This is a genomic window from Serratia sp. 25CWL12 (assembly GCF_055790885.1).
In genome coordinates this window covers 4,253,947-4,273,235 of sequence record NZ_CM147698.1, presented here as the reverse complement: position 1 = coordinate 4,273,235, position 19,289 = coordinate 4,253,947, and the positions used below count along the sequence as shown (strand labels likewise).

Sequence of the window (19,289 nt, the reverse complement as noted above, 5' to 3'; positions counted from 1 at the left end):
ATACCCGCTCTCTGCATGGCACAACCTGACAAAGAGCAGGAAAAATGCCACCACAATCGTGAAGTAGCCGCTATACCCGACGTTTAGTGGCCGAATCCATCCAGACAGCCAGTAACAGAATTGCCCCCTTGACGATGTACTGCCAGAACGTCGGTACATCCAGCATACTCATACCATTATCGAGGGAAGCCATAATAAATGCCCCCATCACCGCCCCGGCCACACTGCCGACGCCCCCGGCCAAGCTGGTCCCCCCGATCACGCAGGCGGCGATGGCGTCCAATTCGGCAATGTTGCCCGCAGAAGGGGAACCGGCCCCCAAACGTGAACTGAGGATCAACCCGGCAATCGCCACCATCAGGCCATTAATCGCAAATACGGCCAGTTTGGTGCGCTCTACGTTAACACCAGAAAGCCGCGCCGCATCAATATTGCCACCGATGGCATAAATCCGCCGGCCAAAAGCAGTACGCGTTGCCATAAAAATCCCCGCCAGCATCAGTGCCACCAGGATCAGCACTGGCGTTGGCACACCGCGGTAATCATTTAGCAGATAGATAGCCCCTAGCACCAATACAGCCATGATGCTCTGCCGAGTCACATCACCATTAACGGTGGTGACCGGTAAACCCAACTGTGCGCGTTTACTGCGCCGCCGCCACTGCCAGGTAACAAACAGCATCAACCCGACAGCACCGATACCAAACCCTACCCCATTGGGTAAATAGCTCTGACCAATCTGCGACATGGCATTGCTGGTGGGGGAGACCGTAGTGCCATTGGTAATCCCAATCAGGATGCCCCGAAAAGCCAGCATCCCCGCCAGCGTGACAATAAACGACGGTACCTTGCGATAGGCCACCCACCAGCCATTCCAGGCCCCCAGCAGCACCCCAGCCAACAGCGTAACCACAATGGTCAATGGCAATGGCCAACCAAACCAAACGTCAAATATCGCCGCCGCCCCGCCCAATAGCCCCATCATTGAACCCACGGAAAGGTCAATCTCTGCCGAAATAATCACAAATACCATGCCCACCGCCAGAATGCCGGTGATCGCCGTCTGGCGTAGCAAGTTAGAGATATTACGGGCACTGAGATAGGCCCCTTCGGTGGTAAAGGTAAAAAACAACATGATGACGACCATCGCCGCCAACATCACGAACACTTGCAGATTGACGCTTTTTAGCCCCAGCAAAGGCTTTTTCTGCACCCTATTTTCCTGCACCATCGGCGGTAAACTTGCTTCAGATTGCGTGCTTTTCGACATATGTTTCACTCCTCAAGGCCGCTTCCATGACTTGTTCCTGGGTCAGATTTCGGTTCACCAAATCGGCTTTGATCTGCCCTTGGTGCATCACCAGCACCCGATCGCTTAATCCCAATACTTCCGGTAATTCGGAAGAAACCACAATCACGGCAATCCCTTGTTGTACCAGTTGATTGATTAACTTATAAATTTCCTGCTTGGCACCAATATCAATGCCACGCGTCGGCTCATCCAAAATGAGGATTTTCGGGTTCAGCAACAGGCACTTCGCCAAAATCGCTTTTTGCTGATTGCCCCCGCTCAACCGGGCAATGGCCAATTCCGGGGATGAAGTTTTTACCCGTAATCGTGCTAATGATTGCTGAATGGTGGCCTGTTCCTGCGCATCATCGAGCACCGTCAAGGCCCCGCTAAAATCATCCAGTGCCGCCAGTGTCATATTGGCGCCCACCCCCATCACCGGCACAATGCCATCACGTTTGCGATCTTCCGGCACCATCGCGATGCCATAGCCCATCGCCTGACGGCAGTGATTAATGGTCGCCACTTGCCCCTCAATGGTGATGCTGCCCTGCCAACGCCCCGGGTAAACACCAAACAGACACTGCATGGTTTCAGTACGCCCAGACCCCACCAACCCGGCCACACCGAGGATCTCGCCACGCCGCAGAGTGAAGGACACATTGTCTACCCGGCGAATATGTCGGTTAACCGGATGCCAGGCGGTCAGGTTTTCCACCTGCAGGACCACCTCACCAATGGTATGGGGCTCCTGTGGATAGAGTTCGGTCAGCTCACGGCCCACCATCATGGCAATGATCTCGTCTTCACTCATTCCAACCGCTTGCCGAGTACCGATATGCTTACCATCCCGGATCACACAGATAGCGTCGGAGATGGCTTTCACTTCGTTAAGTTTGTGTGAGATATAAATGCAGGCAATACCGTGATCACGCAGGTCGGCAATGATCGTCAGCAATGTGGCGGTTTCACTTTCGGTTAATGACGCGGTGGGTTCATCCAGCACCAGCAAACGCACCTGTTTGTTCAAGGCTTTGGCAATCTCCACCAGTTGCTGCTGCCCTAACCCCAGCTCACCCACCCGGGTATTGGGATCAACCTCCAGCTTGACCTGTGCCAACATACGTTGACAACGCAGATACATCCCGTCGTAATCCATCAACCCAAAACGGCCCCACTCGTTACCGAGAAACATGTTCTCCAACACCGTCATCTGTTTCACCAAGGCCAACTCCTGGTGAATGATGGCAATCCCTTTCTGCTCGGTGTCACGAATGGTTTTCGCGGTGATAAGGTCGCCGGAAAAATAAATGTCCCCTTGATAACTGCCGTGCGGATATATTCCGCACAGCACTTTCATCAACGTTGATTTTCCTGAGCCATTTTCACCACATAAAGATAATACCTGGCCTGCCTCTAATTGCAGGCTGATATTATCTACCGCTTTCACTGCACCGAATTGTTTAGTGATATTTCTCATTTCTAACAGGCAGGGCATTATTTACTCCCCCCACGACGGGTTTGCCAGGAACTAATTAATATCGGATTTCTTATGAAAGCCATCGGCAATAATAGTGCTGTCAATATTAGATTTATCCACCTGAACCGGTGTTAATAACCAGGCTGGGACCTCTTTATTGCCATTATTTAATTGGGCGTTGGATTTAGGTTGTTCCCCTTTACCCAGTTGTACCGCGATATCTGCCGCCTCATTCGCCAATTTGCTGATCGGTTTATACACCGTCATCGTTTGTGTGCCTGCCACTATACGTTTTACCGCCGCCAAATCAGCATCCTGACCAGAAATAACCACCTTACCTGCCAACCCTTGTGCAGCCAGAGCCTGAATAGCACCACCGGCCGTCGCATCGTTAGAAGCAACCACCGCATCAATATGATTATTGTTGGCGGTCAGGGCGTTTTCCATAATCTTCAGCGCATTTTCTGGCAGCCAGCCGTCGGCCCACTGATCACCGACAATTTTGATTTTCCCACTGTCGATTAAAGGTTGTAGTACCGTCATTTGCCCCTTGCGGAACAGCTTGGCGTTATTGTCTACCGGCGAACCGCCCATCAGGAAATAGTTACCCTGCGGTACCCGTTGCACCAGACTTTGAGCCTGCATCTCGCCCACTTTTTCATTATCGAACGAGATATAAAAATCGATATCCGCGTTGTTAATCATGCGGTCATAAGCCAGAACCTTGATCCCTTCACGCTTTGCCTCACTGATCACATTACTCAACACCTGGCCGTTATAAGGAATAATCACCAGTACATCGACACCACGGTTGATCATATTTTCGATCTGCGCCATCTGGGTCTCTTCATTGCCATTGGCAGATTGGACAAATACATTCGCCCCCAGCGACTCGGCTTTTTTTACAAAAATATCGCGATCTTTTTGCCAGCGCTCTAAACGTAGATCATCAATGGACATACCGATTTTAATCTCTTTGCTGTATCCCATTTGGCTGGCTAACAGCAGAAGTGTACAAGCAGAAAGAAGAAGTGATTTGAATTTCATCTTATAACCCTTTAGTTGTGTAGGGAAATAGTGTTCCGCTCACTTTCAGACAACATAAATTGAAAGGAAACGGGATAAATTACGAAACTTCCCATGGATTGTTATCACTTATGGTGTATTCAGCAATTACAGATTTTTATCGGCCAATTATGATTTTTGGTTTAATGTTAAATTTATGATAGCGATCATGTTTTATACTCATGCAAACTACAAGCCGTCAGTGACAAACCCATCGAGCTCTATGCGGTGAAATAACGAGGCAGCCAGCCCCAAGGGTTAATAGCATCAATTGAAGCAATAATGAGATCCTGCGCACATTTAATAATTCTGTGAATTTAAGTGTGAAATAACGTAATTGAGCATTGCATTAATTACTCTGAAGATTAACGCATCCCGCCCCTTTTATACTCAAATTCAATGAAGTTGCAGGTAGGCGGCAAGCGAGTGAAGCCCTAGGAGCATAGATAACTATGTGACTAGGGTGAAAGAGCGTAGTCAACACCGCTGCAGCTTCATTGAGGACGGGTACTGGGCATTGTTAGCAAGGAGTCACTCATGCAATCCTATTTTGATCAGCTTGAACGAGTTCGTTACGAAGGTACCAATAGCACCAATCCATTAGCATTCCGCCACTACAATCCCGACGAAATCATCTTGGGTAAACGCATGGCTGACCATCTGCGATTTGCTGCTTGCTACTGGCATACTTTCTGCTGGAATGGTGTAGACATGTTTGGTAAAGGAACTTTTGATCGCCCCTGGCAGCAATCCGGGGAGGCCTTGGCATTAGCCAAACGCAAAGCTGATGTCGCTTTTGAGTTTTTCCATAAGCTGAATGTGCCTTACTACTGCTTCCATGATATCGACGTTTCACCGGAAGGGGCGACACTGAAAGAGTACCTGAACAACTTTGCCATTATGACCGACGTGTTGGCGGAGAAACAGCAAAGTAGTGGGGTGAAACTGCTCTGGGGCACCGCTAACTGCTTCACCCATCCGCGCTATGGTGCAGGTGCCGCGACCAATCCAGATCCTGAAGTCTTCAGTTGGGCGGCGACCCAGGTATTCACCGCCATGAACGCCACTCAGCGTTTGGGGGGGAAAACTATGTGCTGTGGGGAGGGCGTGAAGGCTATGAAACATTGCTCAATACCGATCTGCGCCAGGAGCGCGAACAGATTGGCCGCTTTATGCAGATGGTGGTTGAGCATAAGCATAAAATTGGCTTCCAAGGCACACTGTTGATCGAACCTAAACCCCAGGAGCCAACCAAGCATCAATATGATTATGATGTCGCTACCGTCTACGGCTTCCTCAAGCAGTTCGGTTTGGAAAAAGAGATCAAAGTGAACATTGAAGCCAACCACGCCACGCTGGCAGGTCACTCTTTCCACCACGAAATAGCAACTGCCATCGCATTGGGGATTTTTGGCTCGGTGGATGCCAACCGTGGCGACGCACAACTGGGTTGGGACACCGACCAGTTCCCAAATAGCGTAGAAGAGAATGCGCTAGTGATGTTTGAAATCCTCAAAGCGGGCGGCTTTACCACTGGGGGACTCAACTTTGATGCCAAAGTGCGCCGTCAAAGCACCGATAAATATGACCTGTTCTATGGTCATATTGGGGCAATGGATACCATGGCACTGGCATTGAAGGTGGCAGCCCGGATGATCGAAGACGGCAAGCTACACCAGTTGGTGGCAAAACGTTATGCGGGTTGGAATGGCGAATTGGGCCAGCAAATCCTGCAAGGTAAGTTGTCACTTGCTGAGTTGGCACAGTACGCTGAACAACAGACCTTGGCCCCCCAGCATGCCAGTGGGCAGCAGGAAAAACTGGAGAACCTGGTGAACCGTTACTTGTTCGGCTAACTCACTGTTGCGCGGTGGCCTCAATCGCCGCGCCTTAAAGGACTCGTGCTTATGTATATTGGTATCGATCTCGGCACTTCCGGCGTAAAAATCATCCTGCTCGGGGAACAAGGCCAGTTGCTGGCCAGCCATAGTGAACCCTTACCTATCTCACGCCCTCACCCCTTATGGTCTGAACAATCCCCTGAAGATTGGTGGCAGGCCACTGACCGCGCCATGCTGGCATTAGGCAAGCAACATAATCTGCAAGCAGTTAAAGCCATTGGCCTGACCGGCCAAATGCATGGCGCAACCTTATTAGATAAACAACAACAGGTACTGCGTCCGGCGATCCTGTGGAACGATGGTCGTAGCTTTGCCCAGTGCCAAACTCTGGAGCAAGCGGTTCCTAATTCGCGGGACATTACCGGTAATTTGATGATGCCGGGGTTTACCGCTCCGAAGCTCCTATGGGTAAAAGAAAACGAGCCACAACTCTTCAACCAAATCGACAAGGTGTTATTGCCGAAAGATTATCTGCGTTGGTGCATCACTGGCGAGTTTGCCAGCGATATGTCCGATGCGGCTGGCACCCTGTGGTTGAACGTCTCCCAACGTGACTGGGACGATACGCTGCTCAATGCCTGTGGGTTAACCCGCAGACAAATGCCCACACTGTTTGAAGGTAACCAGATCACTGGCCGGGTACATAGCCAACTGGCTCAGCGTTGGGGCATACCATCGGTACCGGTGGTGGCGGGTGGCGGTGACAATGCGGCCGGTGCTGTGGGTGTCGGTTTATATCAAGCCGGGCAAGCCATGTTGTCACTGGGAACCTCTGGGGTTTATTTTGCCGTTAGTGACGGTTTTCTCAGTAATCCAGCGCGCGCAGTACACAGTTTTTGTCATGCCTTACCGCAAACCTGGCATCTGATGTCGGTGATACTCAGCGCCGCCGCTTGTCTGGATTGGGCTTGCCAGCTCACCAATGTGGACAGTGTCGCCACTTTACTACGCAACGTTGAGCAGGCGACACCAGCGGCCGCGCCACTGTGGTTCTTGCCCTATCTGTCCGGTGAACGTACCCCCCATAACAACCCCAATGCCAAAGGTGCCTTCTGGGGGTTGACTCACCAACATGGCCCCAATGACTTGGCGCGTGCGGTGCTGGAAGGGGTGGGGTTTGCCCTGGCTGACGGTATGGACGTGCTGCATGCCAGTGGTCTGCAGCCTTCATCAATCACCTTGATTGGTGGTGGGGCACGTAGCCCATTCTGGCGGCAGATGCTGGCGGATATCAGCGGTCAACAGTTGGAATACCGTACCGGGGGGGATGTCGGCCCAGCGTTGGGGGCCGCTCGCCTGGCCCAGATTGCCCTCAACCCCGAGCAGCCATTAAGCGCACTATTACCGCAATTACCACTGGAGCAGGTACATAAACCCAATGCTGAGCGGCACCAGTACTATACCAAGCAACGGGCTACCTTCCGTGAGTTGTATCGCTGCCTGCAACCGCTAATGTAATCTCTTACCGCTAAAACCCTTGGCGTTGTCACCGCAACGCCTTAAACAATCATTGCCAAGGTGAATAATTGGCGGCAGAATAGCCGCCATAACTCGCTCTGATGGCTTATCCTTGCCTTGGCAGTTCCTAATTTCCCCTTGTTGTCAGTAAAATAAAAATGAAAAAGTCATTACCTTCTGCGGTGCGTCTTGGCCGACAGGCGCTGTTATTCCCACTCTGTCTGGTGCTGTTCGAATTCACCACCTATATTGCCAACGATATGATCCAACCGGGCATGTTGACGGTGGTTGCCGATCTCAATGCCAGTGCTGAGTGGGTTCCCACGTCAATGACCGCTTATCTGGCTGGGGGTATTTTCCTGCAGTGGCTGCTTGGCCCGCTATCAGATCGCCGTGGTCGCCGCCCGGTAATGCTGGCTGGGATAGCGTTCTTTATCGTTGCCTGCCTGGCTATTTTGCTGGTCACCAACATCGAGCAGTTTCTTATCATGCGCTTCCTGCAAGGGATTGGGCTGTGCTTTATTGGTGCCGTCGGCTATGCCGCCATTCAGGAGTCATTTGAAGAGTCGGTCTGTATCAAAATCACCGCGCTAATGGCCAATGTGGCCTTGATAGCCCCGTTACTTGGGCCGTTAGCCGGTGCAGCATGGATCGATATCGCCCCTTGGCAAAGCATGTTTGTGCTCTTTGCCCTCTTGGCGGCCATTGCCTTTGTTGGCTTGTGGAAAGCCATGCCGGAAACCGCCACCCTACGGGGAGAACGCTTTTCTGCCGCCAACCTGTGGCGCGATTATCGCCAAATCCTGGCAAATCGCCGTTTTCTCTGCGGTTCACTGGCGATTGGTTTTGCCAGTTTGCCGCTGTTGACCTGGATTGCGCAGTCGCCAGTGATCCTGATCAGTGGTGAGTCGCTTTCCACCTTAAACTATGCACTATTACAGATCCCGATATTTGGCGCGCTGATCCTCGGTAACCTGACCCTGGCACGGTTGGCAGGCAAATACAGTATTGAACAACCGATTAAACTCGGTGCCTGGCCGATGGTCTTGGGGTTGTTGATTGCCGCATCAGCGACACTATTTTCTGCTCATAGCTATCTCTGGATGACCGCCGGACTGAGCTTTTATGCATACGGTATTGGCCTGGCTAATGCCGGATTATACCGCTTGACGCTCTTCTCCAGCGATATCAGTAAAGGGGCGGTGTCCGCCGCGATGGGGATGTTGAGTATGGCGATATTCACCATCGGCATCGAACTGGCTAAATTCGCTTATGTCTGGGGAGGGAACGGGCTATTTAACCTGTTTAATCTGCTCAGCGGTTTGTGCTGGTTGCTGCTGGTTGTGCTGTTCCTCAAGAAACACCAGGGAGTAGTACCGCTGTCTGAGTGAACACAGGGGCACGCGGTGCCCCTGCCCTCGAGATTAAAACAGACCGAGTGGTTTTTCCGAGTAACTCACTAACAAACATTTGGTCTGCTGATAGTGTTCCAGCATCATCTTGTGGGTTTCACGGCCAATTCCTGACTGTTTATAACCCCCAAATGCCGCATGGGCCGGATAGGCGTGATAACAGTTAGTCCAGACACGCCCGGCCTGGATATTGCGCCCCATATGGTAGGCAATATTACCATTACGGCTCCATACCCCAGCCCCCAGGCCGTAGTCACTATCGTTTGCCAGCGCCAGCGCTTCATCCATATCCTTAAACGTGGTCACGGCCAATACCGGGCCAAAAATCTCCTCCTGGAATACCCGCATACTGTTTTTGCCGAACAAAATCGTCGGCTCCAGGTAATAGCCGGCACCCAGCCCGCCATCCAGTACTTTACGGCGGCCACCGGTTAGCACCTTCGCCCCCTCTTGCTTGCCAATATCAATATAATTAAGGATGGTCTTCATCTGCCCTTCAGAGACTTGCGCCCCCATCTGAGTAGTGGCATCCAGCGGGTTCCCGGTACGGATGCTCTCTACGCGTTTGATCGCCCGCTCCATAAAGCGCTCATAGATTGACTCCTGCACCAAAGCACGGCTCGGGCAAGTACAAACCTCCCCCTGATTGAAGGCAAACAGCGCGAATCCTTCCAGCGCCTTATCAAAATAGGCATCTTCTTTATCCATCACGTCGGCAAAGAAAATGTTAGGGGATTTGCCCCCCAGCTCTAACGTCACGGGGATGATATTCTGGGTCGCATAGCCCATAATTTGGCGCCCCACCTCCGTGGAACCGGTAAAGGCGACTTTGGCGATACGTTTAGAGGTTGCCAGATACTCGCCGATCTCGCCTCCGGCCCCATTGACCACGTTGATCACGCCCGGCGGTAAAATATCCTGAATCAGTTCCATTAACACCAGCACCGACAGTGGGGTCAGTTTGGCCGGTTTAAGCACAATGCAGTTACCTGCCGCCAACGCCGGGGCCATCTTCCAACAAGCCATCAGCAGCGGGAAGTTCCAAGGGATAATTTGCGCCACTACCCCAAGTGGCTCATGGAAATGGTAAGCGACCGTTTCAGAATCTATCTCACTGATGCCGCCCTCCTGCGCACGCACACAGGCAGCAAAATAGCGGAAATGGTCAATCGCCAGCGGCACATCGGCATTCTCGGTTTCGCGAATCGGTTTCCCGTTGTCCCAGGTTTCTGCGGTGGCCAGCAAATGGAGGTTCTGCTCCATACGGTCAGCTACCCGGTTGAGTAAATTAGCGCGCCCCTGTACCGACATTTTGCCCCAGGCTGCTTTGGCATCGTGAGCTGCATCCAGTGCCAGTTCAATATCTTGCGCAGAAGAGCTTGCCACCTCACACAATGGTTGCCCGGTGACCGGTGTCAGGTTGGTGTAATACTCCCCCTGCACGGGTGCTACCCAAGCCCCCCCGATAAAGTTGTCATAACGTTTTTTTAATTTCAGCGGGGAACCGGTATTTTCAGGTGTGATGTGACTTGTCTTCGTGGTATCTGCCATTTCTATCTCCTTAATACGCAGCAATGACCTTACCGCCCACAGACAGTAAGCTCGTTCACGGCCAATTGACCGCTAATTGAATGTGCATACCCAAGCTCATTCCGGTTGCAGGCAGTAAAGGTACCGATACCCTGCAACCTGGATGACGAAGGGAAATATAAAAAGCAGAATTTGGGAGAAGATCTCTATCTTAAGGATAGGTGAAGAGCGCCCAACATGACGAAATTAGCATCAAAGGCGCGAAGAAGGTCACAGTTTAAATTCGCTGCCGGATGGGTTCACCCGCCAAACAAGCCGCTATCGCGCAGTAAATGCTGGTCCCCTTTGCGGCGCGTAAAGCCACTGCGATCGAAGAATTCCAACACCTGGATCGCCAGCTTACGCCCCACGCCCAATTGATCACGGAAATCAGCGGCGGTGGCCCCACCTTGAGCAGTATTCAGCTCACGAATCAAGGCGGCAAACTGTTCAATACGTTGGCTTGGATAGTAGCGGTCCACCACCACGGCGGCCACATGGCCAAGCTGGGCCGCTTTACGTAATGTAGTGCGGATCTGGCTCTCATCTTCACCCAATGAGGATGCCAAATCCCGCACCCACCAAGGGTCTTCACCCAGCAGGGGGACAATTCGGGCCCAAAGTGCTTGCTGCTCACTACTGAACGCTAAACCATGCTCAGGGAGATGCAACCAACCACGCGTATTACGCAGCGCACCCGCAGCCAGCAACCGATCAATAATCATAAATACCAGCGCTTCATCCAGCGTCGGTAATGCCATACGGCGCAAGCGGGCACGCCCCAAACCTAATTGGTCACTATGTTGTTGATGGTATTCAGCCAATACCTGCAACAATTTCTGTTCTTTTTCCTGCACAATGGCAGGAGCCAACGCCATTTGACCGGCAATCAACAATTCTGAATTCGCCAACAACCCGCGTAAGCCGTCATCAGTCAATTGCCGAGCCCAGGCGAAGGCAGCCAAATCCAACGCCCCACCAGGCAGACGCAAACGCAATACTTGCTCATCGCTTGGCGCTTGGGCCAGTTCAGCCAGCCAAGCCAGATACGCGGGCTGGCGTTTGCCCCGTTTCGGGGATGAGAGCAACAACACCCGAGCCGCAGCCAAGGTTTGCCGGGCACCGATATCACGCAGTACCAGACGATCGTTTTCCACCAGCCAGAGTGGACGATCAAGGATCAATTCCGCCAGATTGCCGGTTAACAGCGCAATACGCCCCGTGATATGGCTGGCAGCATGATGAATATGCAGTGGCTGCCAATGTTGTAACGGCGCATCAGCGTCAATCTCCACCAGAATACGCTCGGCTGGCATAGTGGGGCGTTGTTCCAGCAACCAATCACCGCGCGTTAGCTGCTCTTTGCTGACATCACCGCTGATATTCAACGCAATACGTTGCCCGGCAAATGCCTGCTCCACCACTTGATTCTGTGCGTGCAACCCGCGCACCCGAACTGGCGCTTCTGCACCGGTCAACCATAAGCTGTCACCTAACGCGACACGCCCCCCCAGTGCCGTACCGGTGACCACCAACCCGGCCCCTTTGACACTGAACGCCCGATCCACCGCCAAACGAAAACGGCGGCTTCGCCAATGTTCGGTGGATTGTAGTGCCAACAGGTGCTGACGCAAGGCGTCGATACCCTCATTCTGCGTCGCCGCAGTAATAAACAGCGGGGTATCATGCCAGCCCTGTTGTGCCAGCTCAGCCTGCACCTGGGCCTGTACTTGTGCGAGTTGCTGCGGATCTACCCGGTCAGCCTTGGTCAGAACCACCGTTAATTGCACCCTGCCGCTTAAACGCAGGATCGCCAAGTGTTCGCGAGTTTGCGCCATCACGCCATCATCACAAGCCACCACCAGCAGGGCATGATCAATCCCACCAATACCTGCCAACATATTGGCAAGAAACTTCTCATGGCCGGGAACATCAATAAAACCGAGTACCTGACCATCTGGCTGTGGCCAATAGGCGTAGCCAAGGTCAATTGTCATACCTCGGCGTTTTTCTTCCGGCAGGCGGTCGGCATTAATGCCGGTGATCGCCTGTAGCAGGGTGGTTTTGCCATGGTCAACGTGACCAGCGGTAGCAATAATCATCGGTTTAAGGCCTCAAGTAGTGCCTCTTCCTGTTCCAGGCAACGCAGATCAAGCCATAGCTTGCCATCCTTTAAGCGACCAATCACCGGTTGTGGCAGGCTGCGCCACTGCTGTGCCAGGCTTTCCAAGGTTGCTCCCCGGCCATCAAGTGGGGTAAAGGTCAAGGCATAGCTCGGCAAACGATCCACCGGCAAGGAGCCACTGCCAATCTGTGACCAGCAGGGTTCGCAGCGTAATTCAAAACGGCCAGCAAACCGTGGCGCCAATTGCTTCTGCAATCGTTCAGCGATTTGCTGTATCGCCGATTGTGGGCGGGTAAGCAGACGCAAGGTCGGCAGATGTGCTGCCAATAACTCCGGCTGCAGATAGAGGCGCAGCGTCGCTTCCAATGCCGCCAAGGTTATTTTACCAACGCGCAATGCACGCTTGAGCGGATGCTGCTGTAAACGGTCAATTAATGCCTTCTTACCAATGATAATTCCAGCTTGTGGCCCCCCCAACAGCTTGTCACCAGAAAAAGAGACCAAATCAACGCCGTCGGCAATCAACCGTTGTGGCATCGGCTCGGCGGGCAAGCCATATTGCACCATATCGATCAGCGAACCACTCCCCAGATCCGTGGCGGTAGGAATACCCTGTTCGCGCCCCAACGCCACCAGCTCACTTTCCTCCACCGCCGCAGTAAACCCTTGAATACAGTAATTACTGGTGTGTACCTTCATCAGCAAACCGGTTTGCTCATTGATAGCGGCACGATAATCTTTCAAATGTGTGCGATTGGTGGTGCCCACTTCCACCAGTTGGCAACCCGCCTGACCCATCACATCTGGGATACGGAACGCGCCGCCAATTTCCACCAATTCACCGCGCGACACTATCACCTGTTGCCCTGGCGCCACTGCGGCCAACATCAATAGCACCGCAGCCGCATTATTATTGACAATACAGGCATCTTCCGCCCCGGTAAGCTGGCAGAGCAAATCAGCAATAGCGCGATCACGATGCCCACGACCGGCATCATCCAAATCATATTCCAGCGTCACCGCGTTCCCCATGGTGCTCACTACCGCATCAATCGCCACCTGAGGGAGCAATGCGCGCCCCAGATTGGTATGCAGTACGGTACCACTGAGATTAAACACCGGTTGCAACGCCAAACGCAGTTGTTGGTTCAGGCGCACCTGCAATGCCTGTGGCCAATCCTGACACCATGCCGGCATCTGCTGTTGTGTCTTGATGGTGTCACGCGCCTGTGCTTGCATCTGGCGCAATAATTCGCTGATCAGCGTCTGGCCATGTTTAGCGACAACAGGCTCAATGGCGGGATCGCGTAATAAGCGATCGATAGCGGGTAACTGGCTATAGAGTTGCTGGGTTTCAGTGCTCATGCTCACTCGGTTGTTAAGTTTGCCAAGAGGGTTTGAATCCTCTTCTCGCCCACACATTTGCTGCATGGGGAGAAGAACCGCCGTTTATTCCCCTGGGAACAGGAATGGATTGATGCTGCTACGTGCAAACCCCTCTTCTTCCATTCTGGCATCCAGCACCAGCGAGGCCAAATCGTCAGCTACTGCCTCTACTTGTGGGTCCTTTTCCTGATAGAGAAGCTTCAGGTAGGTTCCACAATCGCCACAGCTTTCGGCTTTCACTGCGGCCTGTTCACTCTCTAATGACCAGTAGTTGAGATCGCGCGTTTGCTCGCAATTACTGCATTTCACCCGCACCACATGCCACTCACTTTCACACAGGTTGCAGTGCAGATAACGCAAACCATTCACAGTACCAATATGCACCATACTGGACACCGGCATACTGCCGCAAACCGGGCAGAACTGACGCTGTTCACCATATTCGGCTCTGGCCTTACCCGGGATCAGGCTGGCCATTTGTGCCCAGTATAACGACAAAGCCGCCCAAAGGAACGGCGCTTTATCACTACCCACTTTGCCAAATTCCCCTTTTAGCAAGTGGTCAGCCATCTGTTCCAACTCATGGGATGAGGATTTTTCCAGGTTCTCCAGCACGGTCAAGACATGATCTTGCGCCTGTGGACGTAACTCGGCAATCAACGAAGTCAGGAGATGGTGCCAGTGTTCACTGCGTGGATAAACGCTGATATCCAATGGCGGCTTACCGCTGTTGGCGCTCTGCGTCAATGCCTGGTTAAGATCCAGTACCAATGGATTATCGTGGCAAGCATTGTGCTGCGCCTGCGCGATACCGGCGGCAAAGTTAAGATAGTCGCCCAGAGGATGGTCTGTTGCCAGTTGGCGCAAACGCTCCGCTCGGCGAGTATAAAGGCTCTTCAAATTAGCGAAAAGTAACGGCGGAATAGTTTCCGCCGTTTTTGACTTCTCGCATGATGCTCCTAATTGATCTTTAGGAACGATGCGAATACTCATCTGGGTTTATCTTCCTGTTGTTTTTCGCGGACCTCACGGTACCAGCGCGGATGATGTTTCTTGGCCCAGGCGGCAGGTACCCAACCCTCGACCATGGCAGTAATGGTGCCTTTTACCCATAGCGCGGCGTAAATATGCACCATGATGACCATAATCAACGCCACAGCAGACAGCGAATGCACCAACAGTGCAATGCGGATCAACGGGATAGGGAACGATGGGGCAAAGTAAGGCCGCCAGATCACCACTCCCGTGGCCAGCAATAGCACCAGAAAGGTTATCGCTGCCCAGAACACACACTTCTGGCCGAAATTATAGCGCCCGACATCACCCACTTCCTCATTCATCGCGATTTTGTGGATGTTTTTTGCCCAAACGATATCTTCCCGGTTGAACAGGTTATGTCGCCAGTAACGCCGGAACATCAGCAAGAATGCCACGAACATAATCACCCCGACGAAAGGGTGAAGGATCCGTGCCAACTGCGGGGTACCGAAGATATTCATCAGCCAGTTAAAGGAGGGAAACATAAACCCCAATCCGCTGATGGCGGCAAAAATAAAGCAGAACGCCACAATCCAGTGGTTAATCCGCTCCGGCGCACTATAGCGCTGAATTGGCTTTTCCTTCCTCATTTGCGCGTCTCCTCATCATGCGGTTGCTCTGGCTCTTCCTCTTCGACGCGGTTTGGCCCTACGCCGACATAGTGGAAGATACTGGCGGCAAAGGTAACAGCAAAGCCGACAGCAGCCAGCGGCTTCCATACCCCTTTCCAGAATTTAACCGCCGAGCTGATACTCGGGTCCTCTGGCAGGCCATGATACAACTGCGGCTTGTCAGCGTGATGCAAAACATACATCACATGCGTGCCGCCAACCCCTTGAGGGTCGTACAGGCCCGCATTCTCGAAGCCGCGAGTTTTCAGCTCCTGAACACGTTCAGCCGCAATATCATGCATCGCCGCTTTGGTGCCGAAGTGAATCGCCCCGGTAGGACAGGTTTTCACACAGGCTGGCTCCTGGCCCACAACAACACGGTCAACACACAGGGTACATTTGTACACCCGGTTGTCTTCCGGATTCATGCGCGGCACATCGAACGGACAACCCGCGATACAATAACCACAACCGATACAGTGTTCAGACTGGAAATCGACGATGCCATTCGCGTACTGGATGATCGCCCCTTCTGCCGGACAGGACTTCAGGCAACCCGGATCGGCACAGTGCATGCAGCCATCCTTACGGATCAACCACTCCAACTTGCCGTGCTCCTCTACTTCAGAAAAGCGCATCACCGTCCAGGATTTAGCCGTCAAATCGGCGGGGTTATCGTAAACCCCGACGTTATGACCGACTTCATCACGAATATCGTTCCATTCAGAACAAGCTACCTGACAGGCTTTACAACCAATACAGGTGGTCACATCAATCAGCTTGCCCACTTCTTCCTGGTAATCACGCACCTGCGGAGCTGGTGTGAGGCCATTGGTCGCGGATTTACGAATGATGTCTTGAGATTGCATTGCCATAATTCGTCTCCGTTACACCTTTTCCACGTTAACCAGGAACGCCTTGAACTCCGGCGTTTGCGTGTTGGCATCACCGACAAACGGCGTCAGTGTGTTGGCAAGGAAGCCCTTCTTCGCCACCCCTTCGTAACCCCAGTGAATAGGGATACCAATGGTGTCCACATCCTGCCCATTCACCTGCAGTGTCCGGATACGTTTGGTCACCACCGCCTTGGCTTTGATATAGCCCCGGTTGGAACTGACTTTTACCGTATCGCCCTGCTTGATGCCTTTCTTCTCTGCCAGTTTCTCGCCAATTTCCACAAACTGTTCCGGCTGAGTAATCGCATTAATCAGTGAATGTTTGGTCCAGTAGTGGAAATGCTCGGTCAGACGATAGGTGGTACCGACATACGGGAACTTGTCAGATTTACCCATGGCCGCCAAGTCATCTTTAAACACCCGCGCAGCAGGGTTAGAGACCACGTTCGGGTGCAGCGGGTTAGTACCCAGTGGTGTTTCAAAGGGTTCATAGTGTTCAGGAAACGGCCCTTCCGCCATTTTGTCGATGGCAAACAGGCGGCCCATCCCTTCCGGCTGCATGATAAATGGCCCAACATCGCTACCCGGTGCCGCAGCACTATAGTCAGGAATATCTATCCCGCTCCATTTGGCACCATCCCACTCGATCAGTTGGCGCTTGGCATCCCACGGTTTACCAGCAGGATCGGCGGAGGCACGGTTATACAGAATGCGACGGTTGAGTGGCCAAGCCCAAGCCCAGCCCAAGGTATTACCGAGACCGGAAGGATCAGCATTATCGCGACGAGCCATCTGGTTACCCGCAGGGGTCCAACTACCGGTAAAGATCCAGCAACCACTGGCAGTAGAACCATCATCACGCAAGTGTGCGAAGGTGCTCAGTTGCTCACCCTTCTTCGCTAACACTTTACCATCAGGATCGAGCACATCGGCCAACGCACGGCCATTGCTCTCCATTGCCACTTCTTCCGGCTCTGGATTTTCTGGCGTGAGATAATCCCAGCTCATGTTCAGCACTTGCTCTGGTACGGCCCCGCCCTCACTCTGGTACATTTCGCGCAGGCGTGTAAACAAGCCAGCCAAAATTTGACCATCGTTCAGTGCTTGCCCCGGGGCATCAGCCCCTTTCCAGTGCCACTGTAACCAGCGACCTGAGTTAACAATCGAACCTCTTTCTTCTGCAAAGCAGGTTGATGGCAAGCGGAACACCTCGGTCTGAATCTTGGACGGATCCACATCATTAAATTCGCCGTGATTCTGCCAGAAGTTGGCGGTTTCAGTATTCAGCGGATCAATGGTGACCAGGTACTTCAATTTAGCCAGCGAAGAGACGATTTTGTGCTTGTTCGGGAAGGACGCCACCGGGTTAAAGCCTTGGCAAATATAACCGTTGACCAACCCTTTCGACATCATTTCAAAGTACTGCAGTACGTCGTAGCCTTTGTCCCATTTAGGCAACCAGTCAAAGCCCCAGTTGTTCTCCTTCTGCGCTTTATCGCCATAGAAGCTCTTCATCAGGCTGACAAAGAATTTGGGATAGTTGCCCCAATAGTTTACTTGACCAGGCAGCAGCGCCTTCGGCGTGTTGGCTTTCAGATAGCTGTCGAGGTCAGTGTGTTTTTCAGAAGGCAGGCTCAAATAACCCGGTAGGCTTTGTGACAACAACCCCAGGTCCGTCAACCCCTGAATATTGGAGTGACCACGCAGTGCGTTCACACCGCCACCCGCCATACCCATATTGCCGAGCAGCAATTGGATCATCGCCATGGTACGGATGTTCTGCGCACCCACCGAGTGCTGTGTCCAACCCAAGGCGTACAGGAACGAAGCGGTTTTATTCGGGCTGCTGGTTTCTGCGATATATTCACAAACCTTGAGGAAATCCTCAGTTGGCGTTCCGCAGATATTGGTCACCACCTCAGGCGTATAACGGCTGACGTGCTGTTTCAGCATATTCCACACGCAACGTGGATCTTGCAACGTGATATCACGCTTGGCAAAACCGTTCTCGTCGAGTTGGTAGTTCCAGGTGGTTTTATCGTACTTGCGATGTTCTGCGTCATAACCACTAAACAAACCGTCGTCAAAGCTGAAATCTTCCCGCACCAGCAAGCTGGCATTGGTATAAGCATTAACGTATTCACGGTTAATTTTGTTGTTATTGATCAGATACAACAACACCCCTGACAAAAAGGCAATGTCAGTACCGGAACGAATCGGCGTGTAAAAATCCGCTACGGATGCGGTACGGGTAAAGCGCGGATCAATGACGATCAGCTTGGCTTTATTATGAATCTTGGCTTCCATCGCCCAGCGGAACCCCACTGGATGCGCTTCTGCCGCGTTCCCCCCCATAACGATAATTAAGTCGGCGTTCTTGATATCAACCCAGTGGTTGGTCATCGCACCGCGACCAAATGTTGGAGCAAGACTTGCTACCGTTGGTCCGTGTCAAACACGCGCTTGATTATCTACGGCAAGCATGCCGAGAGAGCGACTAAATTTTTGTGTCAGGTATCCGGTTTCATTGCTGGAAGCCGAAGCGCACAGCATGCCCGTGGTCAACCAGCGGTTAACCGTTACCCCTTGGTCATTGGTTTTGACGAAGTTGGCGTCCCGGTCTGCTTTCATCAATTTGGCGATGCGGGTGAAGGCATCATCCCAACTGATACGTTGCCATTTATCAGAGCCAGCAGCGCGATATTCCGGGTATTGGAGACGGCTTTCGCTGTGGATAAAATCCACCAGCCCTGCACCTTTCGGGCAAAGTGCCCCACGGTTTACCGGGTGGTCCGGATCCCCTTCGATATGGAAGATACTCTCTTTGGCGTTTTTAGCGCCATCACCTAGGCTGTACATCAACAGCCCGCAGCCGACGGAACAATACGTACAGGTATTACGGGTTTCACGGGCTCGCAGCAGTTTGTACTGCCGAGTCTCCGCTAACGCCGCTGCCGGGCTAAAGCCCAACGCAGCAACCGTCGTTCCTGCCATACCGCCAGCGCAGATCTTAAAGAACTGCCTTCTGCTGACCTGCATGGGGGTCTCCTTTCACTC

12 protein-coding genes and 1 pseudogene are annotated in these 19,289 nt (G+C 52.6%); 3 read left to right on the top strand and 10 right to left on the bottom strand.

Annotation, left to right across the window (positions count from 1 at the left end; genetic code table 11):
- Nucleotides 1-70: 70 nt before the first annotated feature.
- Genes xylH through xylF form a run of 3 tightly spaced genes read right to left on the bottom strand, consistent with a single transcriptional unit; the run spans nucleotide 71 to nucleotide 3,818 of the window.
- The gene (xylH, locus tag ACX9GV_RS18600) at nucleotides 71-1,270 is read right to left on the bottom strand and encodes a xylose ABC transporter permease XylH (RefSeq protein ID WP_023490840.1); all 1,200 of its coding nucleotides are present in this window, start codon (nucleotides 1,268-1,270) and stop codon (nucleotides 71-73) included.
- A complete protein-coding gene (locus tag ACX9GV_RS18595) occupies nucleotides 1,248-2,789 on the bottom strand; it encodes a xylose ABC transporter ATP-binding protein (protein WP_473196494.1) in 1,542 nt (513 codons plus the stop codon). The genes xylH and ACX9GV_RS18595 overlap by 23 nt, the downstream gene beginning before the upstream one ends.
- Nucleotides 2,790-2,822: 33 nt before the next feature.
- Nucleotides 2,823-3,818, bottom strand: a complete 996-nt coding sequence (gene xylF / locus ACX9GV_RS18590; RefSeq protein ID WP_473196493.1) for a D-xylose ABC transporter substrate-binding protein — start codon at nucleotides 3,816-3,818, stop codon at nucleotides 2,823-2,825.
- A 555-nt stretch (nucleotides 3,819-4,373) separates the two neighbouring features.
- Between xylF and xylA the strand changes: the two are divergent.
- From xylA to ACX9GV_RS18575, 3 genes and pseudogenes are all read left to right on the top strand, one after another.
- A pseudogene (gene xylA / locus ACX9GV_RS18585) lies at nucleotides 4,374-5,692 on the top strand (xylose isomerase).
- Between the two features lie 51 nt (nucleotides 5,693-5,743).
- A complete protein-coding gene (gene xylB / locus ACX9GV_RS18580) occupies nucleotides 5,744-7,195 on the top strand; it encodes a xylulokinase (RefSeq protein ID WP_473196492.1) in 1,452 nt (483 codons plus the stop codon).
- A gap of 158 nt (nucleotides 7,196-7,353) precedes the next feature.
- Entirely contained in the window at nucleotides 7,354-8,586 is a 1,233-nt protein-coding gene (locus ACX9GV_RS18575) for an MdfA family multidrug efflux MFS transporter (protein ID WP_473196491.1), read from the top strand.
- Between the two features lie 33 nt (nucleotides 8,587-8,619).
- On the opposite strand, the gene exaC is transcribed toward ACX9GV_RS18575, so the two are convergent.
- The 7 genes from exaC to fdnG all read right to left on the bottom strand — a co-directional run bounded on the left by exaC (nucleotide 8,620) and on the right by fdnG (nucleotide 19,271).
- A complete protein-coding gene (gene exaC, locus ACX9GV_RS18570; protein ID WP_473196490.1) occupies nucleotides 8,620-10,158 on the bottom strand; it encodes an acetaldehyde dehydrogenase ExaC in 1,539 nt (512 codons plus the stop codon).
- Nucleotides 10,159-10,436: 278 nt separating this feature from the next.
- Nucleotides 10,437-12,278, bottom strand: coding sequence for a selenocysteine-specific translation elongation factor (selB, locus tag ACX9GV_RS18565; protein WP_473196489.1), 1,842 nt, complete (start codon nucleotides 12,276-12,278; stop codon nucleotides 10,437-10,439).
- A complete protein-coding gene (gene selA / locus ACX9GV_RS18560) occupies nucleotides 12,275-13,666 on the bottom strand; it encodes an L-seryl-tRNA(Sec) selenium transferase (protein ID WP_473196488.1) in 1,392 nt (463 codons plus the stop codon). Before selA ends, selB begins: the two co-directional genes overlap by 4 nt.
- An 84-nt stretch (nucleotides 13,667-13,750) precedes the next feature.
- The gene (gene fdhE / locus ACX9GV_RS18555) at nucleotides 13,751-14,680 is read right to left on the bottom strand and encodes a formate dehydrogenase accessory protein FdhE (protein ID WP_473196487.1); all 930 of its coding nucleotides are present in this window, start codon (nucleotides 14,678-14,680) and stop codon (nucleotides 13,751-13,753) included.
- Nucleotides 14,677-15,315 carry a formate dehydrogenase cytochrome b556 subunit gene (fdoI, locus tag ACX9GV_RS18550; RefSeq protein ID WP_023489572.1) on the bottom strand — a complete coding sequence of 213 codons (639 nt, stop codon included), beginning with the start codon at nucleotides 15,313-15,315 and terminating at the stop codon, nucleotides 14,677-14,679. Before fdoI ends, fdhE begins: the two co-directional genes overlap by 4 nt.
- Nucleotides 15,312-16,211 carry a formate dehydrogenase subunit beta gene (gene fdxH / locus ACX9GV_RS18545; RefSeq protein ID WP_023489573.1) on the bottom strand — a complete coding sequence of 300 codons (900 nt, stop codon included), beginning with the start codon at nucleotides 16,209-16,211 and terminating at the stop codon, nucleotides 15,312-15,314. The genes fdoI and fdxH overlap by 4 nt, the downstream gene beginning before the upstream one ends.
- Before the next feature lie 12 nt (nucleotides 16,212-16,223).
- Nucleotides 16,224-19,271 carry a formate dehydrogenase-N subunit alpha gene (fdnG, locus tag ACX9GV_RS18540; protein ID WP_473196486.1) on the bottom strand — a complete coding sequence of 1,016 codons (3,048 nt, stop codon included), beginning with the start codon at nucleotides 19,269-19,271 and terminating at the stop codon, nucleotides 16,224-16,226.
- Between the last annotated feature and the right edge of the window lie 18 nt (nucleotides 19,272-19,289).

Bases quoted from the DNA above. Each gene is read 5' to 3' on its own strand.
- xylH (WP_023490840.1), bottom strand. From the start codon at position 1,270: ATGTCGAAAAGCACGCAATCTGAAGCAAGTTTACCGCCGATGGTGCAG.
- ACX9GV_RS18595 (WP_473196494.1), bottom strand. From the start codon at position 2,789: ATGCCCTGCCTGTTAGAAATGAGAAATATCACTAAACAATTCGGTGCA.
- xylF (WP_473196493.1), bottom strand. From the start codon at position 3,818: ATGAAATTCAAATCACTTCTTCTTTCTGCTTGTACACTTCTGCTGTTA.
- xylB (WP_473196492.1), top strand. From the start codon at position 5,744: ATGTATATTGGTATCGATCTCGGCACTTCCGGCGTAAAAATCATCCTG.
- ACX9GV_RS18575 (WP_473196491.1), top strand. From the start codon at position 7,354: ATGAAAAAGTCATTACCTTCTGCGGTGCGTCTTGGCCGACAGGCGCTG.
- exaC (WP_473196490.1), bottom strand. From the start codon at position 10,158: ATGGCAGATACCACGAAGACAAGTCACATCACACCTGAAAATACCGGT.
- selB (WP_473196489.1), bottom strand. From the start codon at position 12,278: ATGATTATTGCTACCGCTGGTCACGTTGACCATGGCAAAACCACCCTG.
- selA (WP_473196488.1), bottom strand. From the start codon at position 13,666: ATGAGCACTGAAACCCAGCAACTCTATAGCCAGTTACCCGCTATCGAT.
- fdhE (WP_473196487.1), bottom strand. From the start codon at position 14,680: ATGAGTATTCGCATCGTTCCTAAAGATCAATTAGGAGCATCATGCGAG.
- fdoI (WP_023489572.1), bottom strand. From the start codon at position 15,315: ATGAGGAAGGAAAAGCCAATTCAGCGCTATAGTGCGCCGGAGCGGATT.
- fdxH (WP_023489573.1), bottom strand. From the start codon at position 16,211: ATGGCAATGCAATCTCAAGACATCATTCGTAAATCCGCGACCAATGGC.